Below are 17,689 nucleotides of genomic sequence, written 5' to 3'. Positions count from 1 at the left end.
TTAAATAAATTGTATAAGACCTTAATAATTGAACATAATAGTAAATGTATTCCTCATAATATTCCCCCAATATTATTATAGGTATAAAATTTTGATTGAATATCCTTTTATTTAGTCAAAAAATATTAACATAATCTAATAAAATAAATGTAAATAAAAAATCAGATAAAATAAAATTTTATCTGATTTTTTATTTACATTTAACTTAATACTTAAAAAATATCCCTGCATATCACTATTTGTTTGATGTTTATGGAAGTAACCCACAAATCCTTGAATGGAGTAGTCAATTACATCACTTATATCTTCATTAACTATACAAAAAAACATGCTGGCGTTTTCTTCTCTTTTAGATTGTCAAGGATACATGGTCTACACTCTTTCTCATATTTTTTGGATTTATTTGGCATTTCTCAACTTAAGTTTACTAACTCTATGTTATAATGACTCTAACAAGTCATTATCTTGTTTATAGTAGGCATTATTTTGAATAAAATATGTGTATTTTACTTTTCTGGAACTGGTATGATTCTAATATATTTACAAATAAATAAAAGCTAGTAATTCTATTATAACTATCATTCATGACTCTTTAAGATTATTTTATTTTCATTATAAAACTTCATTGCTTCATCATATAACAATCATAAAATATATCTTACTCCCTATATATCTAGTAATATGTTGAGATACGGTATGCTAAAAACCAATATTGGCAAATATTATAAAAAAAAGAAATAAAATATTTTTATATAAATTGTATAAAATTTTAATAATTGACCACAATAATAAATGTATTCCTCATAATATTCCCCCAATATTATAGAAATAAATTTAAGCGAGATTAAATTCAGTTAATCTCGCTTAAATAATGTCAAAAATCATATACTATTCCAAAAAATCATCAAAGTCTATTGAATCTGACTCTGCAAAATCGTATAAAGCATTTTGCTCAAAGAAAAATTTCTCTTCAAATTTAATATATTTGCTATAATTAGACTGACTTATTTCATTAATACAATTACAATCATTATCACTATAAGTCCCTATAAAAAACTTGTTTCCCATTAAGTAATATATAGCTTTCATATCATTATTTATTATATATACATTTTCTTTAACATGGTCATTATTAAAATTAAATCTAGTAAAAAATATACCTTCATTCATATTACTTTTTAATAAGAACGGATTTTCTTCATAAAATACTTTTGCAAATTCCTCAGGTGAACTTACGCTATATACACTTACAAATTCACTCTTAGAAATTTCATCAAAAACTTCAAAATCGTACATAGGCTCTTTATCTGTTACTAGCATAGAATTGATTTTAAAACCAGTATCATTACATTTACTTATACAAAAGGCTATTTTACATGTATAATACCCATCATTATCTTCATATAAAGCCTCACTAATATACCTACCTTGTCCTTTATTACTTACTGTATTTTTAAGTAATGTACCATTGATATTTGTAATATGCATATTTGCAATCTCTTCACTTCCTGAAAAGTATCTTAAGCTTTCTCTATCCCATGCTATAAACCTCATAGTCATATAGTTTATGAATTCAACTTCCTCATCAACTCTTTTACATATTTTATTATATAATTTTTCTATAGTTAAATCTGTTTTATAATTTTTTATAATGTCAATGTATTCACATTTATCTCCTGGCAATATCTTGTTATAACAAATATTCTTATTTCCAAAATAAGATACTAAAAACAGAGATTCCTCCTCTGTTAATCCAATTCTATCTGAGCCAAATCCACCCATTAATCTTTCTTCTTCCCTATAAGCTTCTTCTTGTGTTGGATTTTTTAAACTCACATAATCCGCCAGACCTAATCCTTCTGCATCCAATAAAAAATATTGACAAAAGTGATTGTTTTTATTGTCTATCCAATTTATTATAAGACCCAAGCTCCCCATAAGTCTAGAATTTGTAACCTTTGCAAAATTAAAATTCATACAATCACGTCCTTTAAAATTTAAAATCTTTGTTTTTTAATATATAAATTATTATACATATATTTTAACAACTTAGGTATAATTTATAATATAATATAAGGAAATGATTAATTGAGGTGGTTTTTATGAAAAATATAGCAGCTTTTTTTGATATAGATGGTACTCTTTATAGGGACTCTCTTATGGTTGAACATTTTAAGAAATTAATTAAATATGATATAATTGACCAAAAAAATTGGTATAAACACGCCAGAGATACATTTATGGATTGGGATAAAAGACAAGGCAACTATGATGATTACTTACTAGAAATATGTAATCTTTATGTTGACTCCTTAAAAGGCTTAGACAAAACTTGCATTAATTTTACAAGTGACCAAGTAATTAAATTAAAAGCAGATAGAGTTTATAAATACACACGTTCAAGAATAGATTGGCATTTAAATCAAGGTCACATAGTTATCTTTATTTCTGGCAGCCCTGGGTTTTTGGTTGAAAAAATGGCTAAAAAATACAATGTAACTGACTTCTTAGGAAGTGATTATGTATTTGAAGATGATATATTTACAGGAACAGTCATACCAATGTGGGATTCTATAAGTAAAAATAACGCTATAAATGATTTTGTTGTAAAATATGATTTAGACCTATCAAATTCGTACGCTTATGGAGATACTAATGGCGATATAAATATGCTAAAAAGAGTTGGAAATCCAATAGCAATAAATCCTACAAAAGAACTTTTGGCTCAAATATCACTTAATAAGGAAATTTCTAAAAATGTTGAAATAATAGTAGAAAGAAAAGACATTATCTATTCTTTATCTACAGATGTTAATATGGTAGATATTTAATTTATATTAGCTCTTTTAAAGACTTATACAACAAAAGTCTTATTATAATAAAGGATGTCATCATTGAAGTGATATCCTTTATTTTTATTCATATTATATATTTTAGTTCATAGATGGTAAGTATCTATTTCAAATATAAAAATTGTTATTGCTAAAACATTAAAAGTTTGTATAACAACATAAAAAGACTCTGATATAAAAATCAAAGCCTTTTTTATTAAATAAACTCATACATATGTTAATTTTATTTTTATATTTCAATGTACCTTTGCAAATGTATTATTCATATAAAAATTAAAACCATTCTAAAGTAAAACATTAAGTCAGTTGTTATTTTTAAATAACATCTTTCTTAGTCTATTATTGTAATAATCTATAAAAGAACTATATACATAATCATATATTATAAAGGCTACCTCAAATGAAGCTACTATAATAATATTTATTGGAATATAAACTATTGTCCTTAATATAAAGTACAATATAACTATCATTATATTTGCAAATACTACTTTCATAAGATACTCAATATATATTGACCTATCTTTTTCTATAAAATATTTAACAATACCATATATCCCAAAAGTAAGAGAATATACAATCCATTGAGATTTACTTGCCATTACTATAAATCCTAATGCTACAGAACCTATATAAAAAGCAATTCCACTTTTAAATCCCCATTCCATTATTACAATTGATACTAAAAGCGATGCTAACCCCATAATAAACAATGTATTTACAGGAATAATATTTGTAAGAGTTAACAGTATCACATTTAATGCTAATAAAACTCCTCCATAAGCAACTTTTATACTCATATTTATCATCCTAACAACAAGATATTAAATCTCCACCAAAACATTCACAACAGGAATCTAGACACCAAAGTTTAGCGCAGTTTTCACAACAATCATCACCTAGACAGCAACAACAGTCATCACAACAACAGCAACAACATCCATCTAAATCATTACGTCTTCTTCTATTATAATTATCAGCTCTATTGTTATATTCATTTCTATATTGTGTATAACTTCTAAGTGCATCATTGTATTCTTGATTTTCAGGCTCCATGAATTTTGCTCTCTTTAAGAAGTCTTCTCCTTCTTCATAATATCCAATATTCATCGCAGAAAAACCAGTTAGATAATACCACTCTGCACATTTGTCAGTTAATGTTTTTAAAAAATCATAGGCTTTTTTAAATTCACTATTTTCCATAAAAGCTCTTGCTCTCATAAAATTTTCATTATTATAAGTATTACTGTACATTCTTTCCACCTCTACTTTCTAATATATTCATGTATCTTAAATAAACTCCAGAATAAATTATATTTTCTATTATTCCAACGTTTTTATTTAGATTTAAATTATCAATTCCCCTAGCTAAAAAACCTAATGATGTTACAATTATTTTTTTTACTTTTTCTTTTAACTCATCATTTTTATCTATATATTCTATAAAAGGATTATATCTTCCTTTCTTAAAATCTTCATCTAAATCTTCATATGCATCTAGTAAATATATATATTTACCTATATTAAAGCCTATCATTCTTAGATTTCTCTCATTTTCATCTTTTTTATATGCAAATACTTCTCCCATTATATTTCCAAAGACATTAGACACTTCATCTATATTTATATTTTTGTCCTTTTCTAACTTATTTAATTCATTTAATTGTTGCTTTATATACTCAGCTTTTTCAGGATATTTCTCATAGGCTAAGTTTAATTTGTTTTTATATATATAATATGCTAATTTATCTTTTATGCGTTTATCATCCATTAAATTATCTTCCAATTTATAATACGTTAAAAGAACATTCATACTTGCTGCATATTCGGTAATATCATTTGTTATTATCTTTTTCTTCTTAAATGGACTGACTACACACACTTCTTCTGTACTTATAGACTCTGGCTTATATACTGAAGTTAATAAGATAATTAGAAATGTTATATCGTAGTTTAAAGAAAACCTTGAGATTTCTCCATGATTTCTTTTTAGATATTTACATAACCCACAATAATAAGCTTTGTAATGGTCATATTCTCTAAATGTTAAATCCATTTTGTTTATTTTAACATATCCAAACATAAATACTCCTTCTTGTACTACTTTTTATATAATAAATTATAATTTGTATTGTAACAATCTATATCTATAAATATCACATTTAACTCTTTTATATTCTCAATACTTCTTTATGGTTTATAAAAAGTATTGTGACTTACATAAATATTTACTTTGTTATCTATAAACTCATTATATTTATTTTCTAAATCATTTATTATATAGTACATTATGTAAGTTTTTACTCTTTTTTACTTACTAATGTTATATATCCTTTTGACTTACTATGTGTTATCTCTAAGTTACTTATATCATTTAACAGTAGTATATCCTTTGCATTTGAACAAGTCATTATTTCTCTATTTTTTATTAATTATTATTATATCATTAATAAAATTATAATTCATTGTTTAGAATTATTTTTCTGATGGTTTTTATGAGTCTTTACGAATACCTACTGCTCTTAATGGACCAAGTAACGACATTCTAGCAAGTATCAGTGCCATTTCATCAGGAGATTCTTTCATGTTTTTTTCAAGCCAATATTGAATTACACCTAAGTCCGCTGAAAGTATATATTGTATAAAATATTCTTCCGAAATTATTGCCTCATCTATGTTAAAATTTTTTAATTTTTGTTTCTCAAACAAATTGATTTCAATAAATTTTTTTATTTTTCTTTCAAAGGTAGGGTCACCTTTTGGACCTAAAATAGATTTAATAATTACTGAATTTTTTCTAAAATATTCAAAAAGCTTTACCATAAATGGAAGAGGTTCATTTGAGGCATCCATGTTCATCATGTTGACTGAATCAAGGTGCTTAGTCTCTTCTTCAATTTCCTGTATTATTTCATTTTCAATTTTCTCTAACAAGTCATACTTATCAACATAATGCAGGTAGAAGGTTCCTCTATTTATATCTGCCCTTTGAGTTAAGTCAGTAACTGATATATTGTTAAATCCTTTCTCATCTATTAACTCTGCTAATGCAGACCTAATCATTTTTTTAGTACGTATTGTTCTTCTATCAACAGATACTTTTTTCATGAATTATTTCCTCGCTCTATATAAATTTTTTTAATTTTAATTGACAATTTTATATTAAATGTTTATTACTTAACAATTTAAATATTATTGTTCATTGCATAAATCAATATACATATTATAATATACATATAGATTATTAATCAACAATGTGTTCATAAAAAATAGCGAATTGATTTGAAGTAAATGTTTAATATGACCTAAAATTTCGCCTTTATATGAATACATTATAGGATATCTTAAGAATAAGTATTAATGGAGGATAAAAATGAACAATTTAGATAAAAACAATGTTAATGAAGTTTTGGATATGCTATTAAGAACTCGAAGATCCATAAGAAGTTTTACAAAAGAAGTACCTTCAAAAGAACTGGTTGAAAAAATAATTGAAACTGGAAGACTTGCACCTTATGCAATACTTGCAGTAGCAAAACAAACAGATTTCAGACATTTCTTTGTTATCTCAAATAACAGTTTACAAATGGATAAAATAAAAACTATTCTTATTGATGTTATTAAAACTCAAATATCAACCCATGAGAAGAAGGCCGATAATGACATAGCTCTACAATCCTTCATTACTTCTTTAAAGATGCAAGTTAAAAAAGGGGTTCTTGGTGTAGGGTCAGCACCTTATCTTATTATTGTGGCAGAACGTCGTGGAATACCAGCCATAGAACAAAAGTCATTATCTCATGTTATGCAGAATATGTGGCTTAAAGCAACTGCTTTAGGATTAGGTTTTGAACTTGTTAGTGTAATAGGAAGATTAAGTAATAATAAAGATTTTTGCGATATTTTAGGAGTACCAACAGGTGAATATGGCTTTGATGCCTGTACAATTGGTTTCCCTACAACATCTGTAATTAAGGAAGGCAGAGCCATTCCTCATCCATCAATAAAATGGATATAATAAATAATATTGAAAACCAAATATTTATAAACTATTCTTACATATTTTTAATAATAGATGACATGCTGTTTCTCAGAGGAATCTATAATTTAACTGAGCCTAAGATAATCAAATTAATTACAAACAAAGAATAAATATAATAAAAGGACTTATAAATTATAAGTCCTTTTATTGAGCCTGAAATTAAATTCTTTTCCTTCAACTCTGGTAAATAACTTTCCTGTATTTCTTTTAAAGTATATGTATATCCACCATAATCAATTATTTTTACTTTTGTCTGTGTCTTAGAATTAGTCGTTCCTATGGCTCTCAATATATATTTATACTAATTCATACAATTCAATCTTACTTACATTAAGTTAATTTTTAAATAATTGGAGTATATTCAAAACTGCCTAAAGTATCTTTTAATTCCTTTTTTGCTTTATCTACAATAGATTCATCAAGCATTACATCATTTATTGAACATGCTATAGATTTTGATGCTAACAACATCGCTTTAAATCCCATGTCAGAACCTGCACTAGCGCAAGATTGCCATGTATGAGCAGAAATACCAATAGGCCAAACTGAACAAGAACATTGTGCTGTGGGAGTTATGTAACTAACATCTCCAATATCTAATGATAGTGATATACAGTTATTATGAGTAAAGGTATCATCTGTAACTTCATCATGTAGATTCATCTTAGTAATCTCCTTGTTTCCACTTAATACACTAGACACATTAATTCTTTTATCTATAGAAACTGTTTCAACTAATTTTTTTGCAAAATAGTAGTCATCTTCATCATACTTTTGTACTCCTATCAATTTCATGTTTTTTGATAAAACATCTGTTAATATTGTATTTGGAATATAGTCATATACTCCACTTACAATATTATATTCCATACTAGTACCAGTCATCAATGCTGCTCCTTTTGCTATATCAACAATTCTGTCAAATATATCTCTTACATGCTCCATTTTAACGCCTCTTATGTAATACCATACTTCTGCAAAGTCTGGAACTATGTTTGGCATTTTTCCACCATTAGTAGTTACATAATGAACTCTACAGCTATCAAATATATGCTCTCTTAAATAGTTACAGCCTATGTTCATAAGTTCCACTGCATCAAGTGCACTTCTTCCGTTATAAGGAGCTTGTGCTGCATGTGCACTAACACCCTTGTATCTAAACTTTACAGAATAATTAGCAAGAGTTGGAATTCTTATTGGAGTGTTTATATCAAATGGATGCCAACTAAATGCACAATCAATTCCATTAAAGAAACCTTTTTTTATCATTAATACTTTTCCTGACAAATCTTCTTCTGCTGGACATCCATAATATTTTATAGTTCCTTTCAATTTTTTTAGTTTGATTAGTTCCTTTATTGCAATTACAACTCCTATTGAACCCGTACCAAGTAAATTATGTCCACAACCATGACCCGCACCACCATCTGAAATAGGTTCTTTTGTAATGGATACTTTTTGAGACAAACCATCTAATGCATCATATTCACCTAAAACTGCTATAACTGGCTTACTTTCTCCATAGCTAGCTACAAATGCTGTATCCATATCCTCTAATTCATCTACACTAAAATCATGTTTTTTTAAATATTCTTTTTGTAAGTTTGAAGCATAATATTCTTTATATTGAAGTTCTGGATTTTTCCATATTTTATCTGATATATCTCTTAACTCTCCTTGTATTTTATCTATATAATCCATTATAAATTTTTTATTTAAATCATTTATATTAACCATATTCTCCTCCATAAGACTAATAATTATATTATTTGATTATATAAAATAATTATTTTTTAAATAGCTTCTATATTATAATCATTTTATATAAGAAAACCTCTTGACTTGTAAATTACACTTTATCAAGTAAGAGGTCTTTTAAATTTATAAAATTTTTAGCATGTTAACCAATCAAGCATATTAACCCATAATTTATTATAATATTTCCAATCAGTAAATTCTCTTGGACCCCAATGAGGTGCACAATCAGAACTAAAGATAGCAGATTTTCCTTTTCCAAATTCGCCAACAGCTACAAATGGGTCTCCTCCAATAGTCGCTAGCACAGGACAATTATCTTTAGCTATTGTCTTATTATATCCTAAAAACTGTGGCCATTCCTTTGGTATATCTTTTAAAACTGGATGTTCAGAATCAACAACGACTGGAGTTATTCCTGCTGGTTTTTCAACCCTATCATCTTTATCTATCATTGTTATTGGCAATACATCTTTGATAGCAGTTTCTCCAAATCTAGCTTTTGCATCTATACCTGTAAATGACATATATCCACCTACCATGATTAATGCTCCACCGCTATTTACATACTCTTTAACTAACTCAAGTCTATCTGGTTTACTATTACAATCTATAAATGTACTATTAGATAATAAGAATGTATTAGAACCTATATCAGATAATATTATACAATCATACTCATTTAACTCTTCCAATTTATATGGAAAACTGTCTGCTGCTACATGTGCAGGCATATGAACTGCTTCATATCCTCCAGACTCTACTGCTTCTTTTAACCATTTTACTGCTTCTTCATAATGTGTTGTAACAAATGTGTCAAATCCCTTTATATGAGTTATATTTTTTACCCACGATTCCCCTACTATTAATACTTTTTTCATCTATATATTCCTCCTACTTTTATAAGTTTAATATTAGACTGGCATACATAAGTATACTGTCTAAATACTCTTGAATTTCAACATACTCATCTATTGAATGACATTGTTCTATTGAACCTGGCCCTAATATTAGTGTTGGGATTTTAGCTAAGTTTTTCATCAGTCTTGCATCATTTCCAGCCGTTGACCCCTTTATATTTAGCTTTCTTTCTAAGGTTTCTTCTAATATCTTTTGAGTATTAACTATAAATTCAGATTGCTTGTCCATCTCAAAACCTAATCCTGATTGATATATATTTATCTCTGGTTTATTATCTTTAAGCCACAAATCTCCATCAGCTCTTGTCATTATAACCTTAGTTATATCTTCCACAACTTGCTCATAACTCATTGTATTTGGCAAGAAATGTACACATAAATTAAATACACATTTATCTGGTACAGTAGAACCTGCTGTTCCACCATTTATTACGCCTAGATTTATTGTAGGTGGAGGTAATAAAGCATGTTTATACCTCATAAGCCAATTATGTTCTAACTCTTTTATATCTTGGAGTAATAACATTGCCTTTTCTATAGCATTTACACCTTCCCACTTACTTCCACAGTGGAGAGATACACCTTTAACTTCAACCTCAAAGAATACAAATCCCATATGTGCAATTATTATGTCCTTCTCTGATGGTTCACAAATTACACAGTAATCTCCATCAATTCCATTCATAACTGCATTTATAGTTCCATTTCCTCCGCCTTCTTCATCTACCACCGACATTACCTTTATATTGCCAGGTATATTTAAGCCACTATCTTTTATAAGTTTTACAGCTAATATTGAAGCCATTAGACCAGATTTCATATCTGCAGTTCCAAGTCCATAAAGCTTCCCTTTATCTTCTGTAGCACAATATGGATTATATCTCCATTTTTTTATATCACCAGGTGGCATAGTATCTACATGACCATTAAAAACTATTGTCTTACCAGGCAAATTATCACTGTACTTACATATTAAATTATATCTATCATCATAATTGTGACCTAGATTACCTTCTTTATATATGTCTTTTGCCTTTTTAATTAAATCTTCGCTCATTTCTTGCCTATTTACACTAAAACCTATGGAATTTGCAAGTTTTTCAATATATTCTTGACCTTCCTTTTCAAATCCACCTAGTATTCCATGACCTACATCTTCGGTTTTGATACTTACAAGCTCTTTTAAATAGTCTATATATTCTTTTTTATTGCTATTTAATGTATCTAAGAGAATTTTTTTCATATTTCCTCCCAAGATTTATTTTCACATTTAAGATTTCAAAGTTAATATCCTCTGCTTAAATTACAATCTTTCTTTTTATTTAATACCTATCCTTTTTATTTAGCACCTATGCAAAACTAATAATTCTTATAGCTTACTAGTTAAGTAATATTTATTATTTTACTTTAGCTGATTTTTTTAATTTTATGTTATTTATCCATATAGCAAATAACATTACCAAACCTTTTATAATCATCTGATTATATGAAGATACACTCAATAGGTTTAATCCATTTCCTAATATTCCTATTATTCCAACACCTATACATGTACCTACTATAGAACCAGAACCACCCATCATATTAGTACCTCCAAGCACAACTGCTGCTATAGCATCCAATTCGGCTCCATCTCCAACAGTTGGTGAACCTGATGCTAAACGTGAAGATAATATTATTCCAGCTAAAGCTGTTAATAATCCAGCTAAGGCATATACTTTAACTATGACTTTATTTACTTTTACTCCACATAGTCTAGCTGCTTCTTCATTCCCACCTACAGCATGTACATGGCGTCCAAAATCAGTTCTTTTTAAGAGAAAATGTCCTGCTATTACGACTATAATCATAATTATAACTGGTATTGGTATTGGTCCAACATATCCTCTACCAAGCATCTTAAATGCATCTGTGTTTACTGATATAGGTCTCCCTCCTGTAAACACAAAGCTTGCTCCACTTATTATTGTCAACATAGCTAAAGTTACGATAAATGGTGGTAATTTTTGTGTTGAAATAATTGCACCTTTTATGATACCTAGTATTGTTCCAATTGCTAATGCCAGTAACATACCCACCCATACAGGTGCATTGTAATTCACTACTGTTGTAGCCCAAAATGTACCTACTAAAGCAATTACTGCTCCTACACTTAAGTCTATTCCTCCTGTAATTATTACAAAAGTCATCCCTACTGCAAGAATTGCATTTATTGATATTTGTCTTCCAACATTAATTAAATTATCTAAAGTTAAAAAATTAGATGAAGCTACACTCATTATTATAAAAATTATTACAAGTCCTATAGCTGCACTCCCCTGGTCTTTAAATACACTTGTTAATTTTGATAATAATGGAGATGAAGCATTTTCTTTATGCTTAGTTATTGAACTCATTAATTTTACCTCCAAAAGCCAATTTTAATACATTATTTTCAACCATTTCTTCACCTTCTAAAAAGCCACTTATATGACCCTCTCTCATAACCATTATCCTGTCACTCATTGATATCAACTCTGGTATCTCTGAAGATATCATTATGATACTTACGCCATCCTCTACCAAGTCACCCATTAGATTGTATATTTCTGCTTTAGCATTTACATCTATACCTCTAGTCGGTTCATCCATAATTAATATGTCTGGTTGTAATAAAAGCCATCTGGCTATTATAGCTTTTTGTTGGTTACCACCACTTAAGCTCTGTATAACCTGATTCATATGTGGAGTCTTTATTTTTAAAGCTTCTATGTATTTTTCTAAAACTTCTTTTTCTTTTTTTCTATCTATAACTGATTTAAATTTAGATACTTTCTTTAATCCTGCCATAGTTGTATTTTCTTTGACACTCATCTGTAAAAATAATCCAGTGCCCTTTCTATCTTCTGTTATCAAACCTAAACCATTTTCAATTGCATCCGATGGTGTTTTAAATTTAATTTCTTTATTATTTAAATATATTTTCCCAGAACTATATGTTCTAAGTCCAAATATAGCCTCTACGATTTCACTTCTCTTGCTTCCAACTAATCCACCTATTCCTAAAATTTCTCCTTTTCTTATATTAAAGCTGACATTATTAAAAACATTGTTTTTAGTTAGATTTTCTACCCTCATAATTTCTTCTTTGATTTCTACCTTTCTTTTAGGGAAAAATTGGTCTAATTTTCTATCTATCATTAAATTAACTAATTCTTCCTCAGATGATACTTCTTTGGTATTCAAAGTCGAAATCGTTTTCCCATCTCGCATTATAGTTATTCTGTCACAAATCTCAAAAAGTTCTTCCATTCTATGAGAAATATATATTATACTAACTCCACTACTCTTTAAATCATTTATAAGTCTAAAAAGTATCTCAGTTTCTTTTTTACTTATTGAAGATGTTGGCTCATCCATTATCAATACCTTAGTTTCTGATGATAAAACTCTTGCTATTTCAACCATTTGCTTTTGAGCTATACTAAGTTCTTTGACTAAGCTACTTGGATTTATATCTATTCCCATATTGTCAAAAATCTTTTTAGATTCTTCATTCATTTTTTTATCATTAGTTAAGACCTTGCCATTTATTTCTTTTCCCATAAAAATATTTTGTGCTACTGTCAATTCATCAAATACTGTTAATTCTTGATATATGGCATTTATACCTATTTTTTTAGAAATATCTGGTGATATATTTTCTATCTCTTTTCCTTCAAAAATAAATTTACCAGCAGTCTTTGCATGTGCACCAGTTAAAATCTTTATCATTGTTGATTTACCAGCACCATTTTCACCCAGTAGTGCATGAACTTCGCCATGAAATAACTCAAAATTAACATTATCCAACGCCCTAACTCCAGGAAATTCCTTAGCAATATTACTTAACTTTAGAATTATATTACTCATAATGACACTCCTTTTTAGATAGGATTTCTTTTAAATAATCTTATTTTTTATTAATTCTTAAAGTCTTTTATATTTTCTTTATCATAAAGTAAGGCTGGTACTGGTATATTTTTCTCTACCTTTTCACCTTTTATAGCCTTTACTACTGCTTCTACTGCCAAACGTCCCATTTCTTTAGGTTGTTGCTGAATCATAGCAAGAACAGTTCCATCTGTTATTCCAGTTGCTGCTTCATCAGTTAAATCAAATCCTACAATCTTAACATCCTTATTTTTTGCAGATTCAAGTGCAGCTTTAGCTCCTAATACACTATTTTCAGCTGTTGCATATATTATATCTACATTTGGATTAGATTGAATTAAGTTTTCTACAGTATTAAGAGATTCTTCTCTATCATATCCTGGTTGTGAGTTTAATATTTTAACATTAGCTGAACCTTTTAATGCTTCTTTAAACCCATCTATTCTTTGCATTTGTATTTGAGATTTTAAATCTGTTACTATTGCAATTTCTGATTTTCCACCTAAGTTTTCATCTATATACTTTTTAGTGTATTCGCCTAATTTTTTACCAGCATCGTAACTAACTGTTCCAACATAACTTGTAATATTTTCAGTATTTAATACAGCATCTACTGTAACTACAGGCATTTTTTCAAATGCTCCCTCTACAGCTGGTACTATAGCTGAATTATCTGTTCCAAGTACTATCATTCCATCTACATCCTGTTGTATAAAATCTTCTATAGCTGATGTTTGCTTAGCTACATCTTGGTCTGGGTCATTTACTATGACTTTTACACCTAGTTCTTTAGCTTTTTCTTTTATCCCTTCATCAATGTCTATAAAAAATTGATGTTGAAGAGTTATTGTAGATACCCCTATAGTTAAATCTTTCTTAGCTGAATTATCCTTCTTTTCTGATTTACCTGGTCCATCCATTGAACATCCTGTTAACATTCCTACTGCTAGTGTTGCAACAATTCCTAAAGATAAAATTTTTCTCATAATTACCCTCCATTTTTAATAGTTTTAGATTTGAACAATTTTAATTTTTATTTATTAATATCTAAATATTTTTCAACATCTTCCCTATAAGGCATTCCAGATTGAGCACCTAATTTTGTTACAGATAGTCCTGACACTACTACAGCATACCCTACTGCTGTATATAAGTCTTTGCCTTCTGTTATAGCTACTGACAATGCTCCATTAAAAGTATCACCTGCCCCTGTAGTATCTTGAACATCAACATTTATACAAGACACATGTTTTACTTCTTTACCATCATAAAATCTAGCTCCATTTTTTCCTTCTGTTACTACAAGTTTATTTGGATGTTTTTTTAATACTTCTTCTATACTTTCCTCTGTGTCAAAAACTATCTTATATTCATGTTCATTTGGTGTTAAATAGGTTACTTTTTCTATTATATCTTCATCTAATCTTATTGCTGGTGCTGGATTTAATAAAACCTTTATATTATTTTCAAAACAGAAATTTACTACATATTTTATTGTTTCTAGTGGAATCTCTAACTGTAGTAATACTATATCTGCATTCTTTATCTCTTCTTCATTCTTTTTAATTAAGTTTATATCTACTAGTTCATTTGTTCCTGGCACAACAACAATACTATTATCATTTTCACATAGTGTTATGACAGCAACACCAGAACTTTTTTGATTATTTCTAGCTATCAAATTATAATCAACTTTATTCTCTTTAAAATTTCGTATCAATTCTTCGCCTAAGCTATCTTCCCCTACACAAGATATCATTTTTACATTTGCACCTAACTTAGATGCTGAAACTGCTTGGTTAGCACCTTTTCCCCCAGGTGATGTAAAAAAGCTATTACCTAGTATTGTTTCTCCTTTTTCTGGTCTTTTATCTACAGAACATACCATGTCCATATTTACACTTCCTATGACAACTATGTTTCCCATTACGTTACTCCTTTACATATCTATTTATGCTTTTCATGCTGTTAATTACTTTCTTTAGTTGAAGCTCTTATCACTAGTTCTGCCTTAAAAATTAATTCATCAAAGGATTCTTTCTTATCTCCTCTTAAACAATTTATTAATATTTCACTGGCTTTATATCCTATATCATAAGATGGTTGTCGTACTGTTGTAAGTGGAGGACTTATTAAACTAGAAGTTTGAATATCATCAAATCCCACAACGCTTACATCGTTTGGTATATTTAATCCTCTTTCTTGAAGACCTCTGATAACACCTATTGCAATTAAATCATTTGCACAAAATATCGCATTAAAATCTATCACTTCTAATTTTTTTATAAATTCTTGGCCCCATTCAATCTTATATTTTCCTTCAAATACATAATTAGAATTGTAATCTAAATTACACTCAGTTAAAGCTTTTTTATATCCTTCTAATCTATCTATTGCTATTTCATTTTGAAGTGGACCACTCAAGTATATTATTTTCTTATTTCCAATATCTAATAAATGTTTTGTAGCTATATATGCACCCTCAAAGTTATTTATTTTAACTATGCCTTTTAAGGTTTCTTTATTCATACTTATTTTCTTATCGATTAATACTGTTGGTATTTTTATATCTTTGTAATTTGCCTCTTTCCAGTTTGTATTTGATGATGCTGCAAATATAATTCCATCTATCATTCTTTCTGATAATGTTCTTATCCCTTCATATTCCTTTTTGGCATCTTCATCTGTATTACATAAAATTATATTATAACCTTCCTCATTAGCTTTATCTTCCACACCTCTTGATACATCTGTGAAAAATGGATTTCGTATATCTGGTATAAGAAGTCCTATTGTATTTGTTCTTTTAGTTACTAAACTTTGTGCTAATTTATTTGGAACATAATTTTTTTCCTTCATTATTTTTAAAATCTTTTCTCTTGTTGCTTGACTTATATTTTCATCTTTATTATTAATGACTTTTGATACAGTTGTTTTGGAAACACCAGCCAATTCGCCAATCTCTTTTATAGTTATACTCAAGAAGTTCACCCCCACAATTTAGGAAACCGTTTTACTTAACCGGTTACCTAGATACTATCATATCTTTTTTCGCTTTGCAACTACTTTATACAAATTTTGATATTTTTCTTATTTTTCATAATATTGCAATTTATAAATTCAAATTTAATATTTATATTAATATACAAAAAAAAATTAATATACTTTTATAATTATTTAAAAGTACATTAATTAATTTAAGTAATCTTTATTAAAGTTCAAGTCCTTGTCCTATAATCATTTTTTTATCATTTTCAATTCCATTTCCTACAGTTGTTAAATAATCACCTACAATTGCAGAATTTACACCACCATTAAATCCAATTTTGTCATACCCTTTTAAAGATAGCCTTCCACCAGCATATCTTATGTATACATTAGGAATTATAAATCTAAATACTGCTGTTGTTTTTAATATTTCCATAGGCTCTAATACATCATAATTTTCCATAGGAGTATTCTTAATAGGGTTTAAAATATTTATTGGAATTGATTTGGTATTTAATTCTCGTATTTCAAAAGCCATTTGTAGTCTTTGTTCTTTACTTTCATTCATCCCAATGATTCCACCTACACATACATCTAATCCAGCCCTTTTAGCTTCTTTAATTGTTCTTATTCTGTCTTGATAAGTATGTGTTGTACATATATTATCAAAATTATCTTTAGATGTCTCGACATTATGATGATATGTAGTCACACCTACTAGTTTTAGCTTTTTAGCTTGCTCATAATCTATAATTCCTAGAGATGCACATAATTTTAAATTAGTATTTTCTCTTAATCCTTCATAGATATTTAAAATATCATTAAACTCTTTTCCTGTTATACCTTTACCACTTGTAACTAAAGAGAATCTATGTACTCCTTTACTTTCCATTTCTTTGGCTCTCTTTAAAATCTCATTATAATCTAGTAATGAATATTCTTCTATCCCAGTTTTATAATGAGATGATTGTGCACAAAATTTACAGTCTTCACTACATTTGCCAGACTTAGCATTCATTATTGTACATAAATCTACTTTTCTTCCCATAAAATATTCTCTTATTTCATTTGCAGATTTTAATAAGATATCAAAATTGTTTTTGTTATTAGTATCAATACTTATTAAATTAAGAGCTTCTTCATAATTTATTTCTTTTCCACTCAATATTTTATTTTTTAATTTGACTATGTATTTTTCCATATATCCTCCTATTTGTCAA

The 17,689-nt window shown here is 28.0% G+C and carries 17 protein-coding genes; 2 read left to right on the top strand and 15 right to left on the bottom strand.

What is annotated here, in order from left to right:
- Positions 1 to 314: 314 nt before the first annotated feature.
- Entirely contained in the window at positions 315 to 410 is a 96-nt protein-coding gene (locus IC758_RS21150) for a DUF6485 family protein (RefSeq protein WP_227434727.1), read from the bottom strand.
- 478 nt (positions 411 to 888) lie between these two features.
- A complete protein-coding gene (locus IC758_RS02170; protein ID WP_227434726.1) occupies positions 889 to 1,977 on the bottom strand; it encodes a hypothetical protein in 1,089 nt (362 codons plus the stop codon).
- A 125-nt stretch (positions 1,978 to 2,102) separates the two neighbouring features.
- Here IC758_RS02170 and IC758_RS02165 point away from each other — a divergent pair, with 125 nt between their 5' ends.
- On the top strand, positions 2,103 to 2,831 hold the full coding sequence (locus IC758_RS02165) for an HAD family hydrolase (protein WP_227434725.1): 729 nt from the start codon (positions 2,103 to 2,105) through the stop codon (positions 2,829 to 2,831).
- Between the two features lie 323 nt (positions 2,832 to 3,154).
- Here the strand turns inward: IC758_RS02165 and IC758_RS02160 are convergent, their stop codons facing one another.
- The 4 genes from IC758_RS02160 to IC758_RS02145 all read right to left on the bottom strand — a co-directional run bounded on the left by IC758_RS02160 (position 3,155) and on the right by IC758_RS02145 (position 5,960).
- Entirely contained in the window at positions 3,155 to 3,652 is a 498-nt protein-coding gene (locus tag IC758_RS02160; protein WP_227434724.1) for a hypothetical protein, read from the bottom strand.
- Between the two features lie 10 nt (positions 3,653 to 3,662).
- Complete coding sequence (locus tag IC758_RS02155) at positions 3,663 to 4,106, bottom strand: hypothetical protein (protein ID WP_227434723.1); 444 nt, start codon at positions 4,104 to 4,106, stop codon at positions 3,663 to 3,665.
- Positions 4,096 to 4,935 carry a DUF5685 family protein gene (locus IC758_RS02150; RefSeq protein ID WP_227434722.1) on the bottom strand — a complete coding sequence of 280 codons (840 nt, stop codon included), beginning with the start codon at positions 4,933 to 4,935 and terminating at the stop codon, positions 4,096 to 4,098. The genes IC758_RS02155 and IC758_RS02150 overlap by 11 nt, the downstream gene beginning before the upstream one ends.
- A gap of 410 nt (positions 4,936 to 5,345) precedes the next feature.
- Entirely contained in the window at positions 5,346 to 5,960 is a 615-nt protein-coding gene (locus tag IC758_RS02145) for a TetR/AcrR family transcriptional regulator (protein WP_227434721.1), read from the bottom strand.
- 265 nt (positions 5,961 to 6,225) lie between these two features.
- On the opposite strand from IC758_RS02145, the gene IC758_RS02140 reads away from it, so the two are divergent.
- A complete protein-coding gene (locus IC758_RS02140) occupies positions 6,226 to 6,870 on the top strand; it encodes a nitroreductase family protein (RefSeq protein ID WP_227434720.1) in 645 nt (214 codons plus the stop codon).
- A 366-nt stretch (positions 6,871 to 7,236) separates the two neighbouring features.
- Here IC758_RS02140 and IC758_RS02135 read toward each other — a convergent pair whose 3' ends face one another.
- The 9 genes from IC758_RS02135 to bioB all read right to left on the bottom strand — a co-directional run bounded on the left by IC758_RS02135 (position 7,237) and on the right by bioB (position 17,670).
- Positions 7,237 to 8,622 (bottom strand): M20 family metallopeptidase, encoded by a 1,386-nt coding sequence (locus tag IC758_RS02135; RefSeq protein WP_413927360.1) that lies wholly within the window; start codon positions 8,620 to 8,622, stop codon positions 7,237 to 7,239.
- Positions 8,623 to 8,786: 164 nt separating this feature from the next.
- Positions 8,787 to 9,530, bottom strand: coding sequence for a glutamine amidotransferase (locus IC758_RS02130; protein ID WP_227434718.1), 744 nt, complete (start codon positions 9,528 to 9,530; stop codon positions 8,787 to 8,789).
- A 19-nt stretch (positions 9,531 to 9,549) separates the two neighbouring features.
- A complete protein-coding gene (locus IC758_RS02125) occupies positions 9,550 to 10,812 on the bottom strand; it encodes a M20 family metallopeptidase (protein WP_227434717.1) in 1,263 nt (420 codons plus the stop codon).
- Positions 10,813 to 10,966: 154 nt separating this feature from the next.
- Entirely contained in the window at positions 10,967 to 11,965 is a 999-nt protein-coding gene (locus IC758_RS02120; protein ID WP_227434716.1) for an ABC transporter permease, read from the bottom strand.
- Positions 11,949 to 13,460, bottom strand: a complete 1,512-nt coding sequence (locus IC758_RS02115; protein ID WP_227434715.1) for a sugar ABC transporter ATP-binding protein — start codon at positions 13,458 to 13,460, stop codon at positions 11,949 to 11,951. Before IC758_RS02115 ends, IC758_RS02120 begins: the two co-directional genes overlap by 17 nt.
- Positions 13,461 to 13,510: 50 nt before the next feature.
- Positions 13,511 to 14,467: a substrate-binding domain-containing protein gene (locus IC758_RS02110; RefSeq protein WP_227434714.1), complete on the bottom strand. Its 957-nt coding sequence runs from the start codon at positions 14,465 to 14,467 to the stop codon at positions 13,511 to 13,513.
- 47 nt (positions 14,468 to 14,514) lie between these two features.
- Positions 14,515 to 15,408, bottom strand: coding sequence for a ribokinase (rbsK, locus tag IC758_RS02105; RefSeq protein WP_227434713.1), 894 nt, complete (start codon positions 15,406 to 15,408; stop codon positions 14,515 to 14,517).
- A 41-nt stretch (positions 15,409 to 15,449) separates the two neighbouring features.
- On the bottom strand, positions 15,450 to 16,472 hold the full coding sequence (locus IC758_RS02100) for a LacI family DNA-binding transcriptional regulator (RefSeq protein WP_227434712.1): 1,023 nt from the start codon (positions 16,470 to 16,472) through the stop codon (positions 15,450 to 15,452).
- Between the two features lie 220 nt (positions 16,473 to 16,692).
- The gene (bioB, locus tag IC758_RS02095; RefSeq protein ID WP_227434711.1) at positions 16,693 to 17,670 is read right to left on the bottom strand and encodes a biotin synthase BioB; all 978 of its coding nucleotides are present in this window, start codon (positions 17,668 to 17,670) and stop codon (positions 16,693 to 16,695) included.
- Between the last annotated feature and the right edge of the window lie 19 nt (positions 17,671 to 17,689).

Source organism: Clostridioides sp. ES-W-0016-02 (genome assembly GCF_020641035.1).
Lineage (GTDB): Bacteria > Bacillota > Clostridia > Peptostreptococcales > Peptostreptococcaceae > Clostridioides.
Note: the sequence above shows the minus strand (reverse complement) of the source record. Positions and strands in the feature narration are given on the sequence as shown.

Coding starts and splice junctions, on each gene's coding strand:
- IC758_RS02120 (WP_227434716.1), bottom strand. CDS start 11,965: ATGAGTTCAATAACTAAGCATAAAGAAAATGCTTCATCTCCATTATTA.
- IC758_RS21150 (WP_227434727.1), bottom strand. CDS start 410: ATGCCAAATAAATCCAAAAAATATGAGAAAGAGTGTAGACCATGTATC.
- IC758_RS02110 (WP_227434714.1), bottom strand. CDS start 14,467: ATGAGAAAAATTTTATCTTTAGGAATTGTTGCAACACTAGCAGTAGGA.
- IC758_RS02115 (WP_227434715.1), bottom strand. CDS start 13,460: ATGAGTAATATAATTCTAAAGTTAAGTAATATTGCTAAGGAATTTCCT.
- IC758_RS02165 (WP_227434725.1), top strand. CDS start 2,103: ATGAAAAATATAGCAGCTTTTTTTGATATAGATGGTACTCTTTATAGG.
- IC758_RS02160 (WP_227434724.1), bottom strand. CDS start 3,652: ATGAGTATAAAAGTTGCTTATGGAGGAGTTTTATTAGCATTAAATGTG.
- IC758_RS02170 (WP_227434726.1), bottom strand. CDS start 1,977: ATGAATTTTAATTTTGCAAAGGTTACAAATTCTAGACTTATGGGGAGC.
- bioB (WP_227434711.1), bottom strand. CDS start 17,670: ATGGAAAAATACATAGTCAAATTAAAAAATAAAATATTGAGTGGAAAA.
- IC758_RS02155 (WP_227434723.1), bottom strand. CDS start 4,106: ATGTACAGTAATACTTATAATAATGAAAATTTTATGAGAGCAAGAGCT.
- rbsK (WP_227434713.1), bottom strand. CDS start 15,408: ATGGGAAACATAGTTGTCATAGGAAGTGTAAATATGGACATGGTATGT.
- IC758_RS02130 (WP_227434718.1), bottom strand. CDS start 9,530: ATGAAAAAAGTATTAATAGTAGGGGAATCGTGGGTAAAAAATATAACT.
- IC758_RS02140 (WP_227434720.1), top strand. CDS start 6,226: ATGAACAATTTAGATAAAAACAATGTTAATGAAGTTTTGGATATGCTA.
- IC758_RS02125 (WP_227434717.1), bottom strand. CDS start 10,812: ATGAAAAAAATTCTCTTAGATACATTAAATAGCAATAAAAAAGAATAT.
- IC758_RS02150 (WP_227434722.1), bottom strand. CDS start 4,935: ATGTTTGGATATGTTAAAATAAACAAAATGGATTTAACATTTAGAGAA.
- IC758_RS02145 (WP_227434721.1), bottom strand. CDS start 5,960: ATGAAAAAAGTATCTGTTGATAGAAGAACAATACGTACTAAAAAAATG.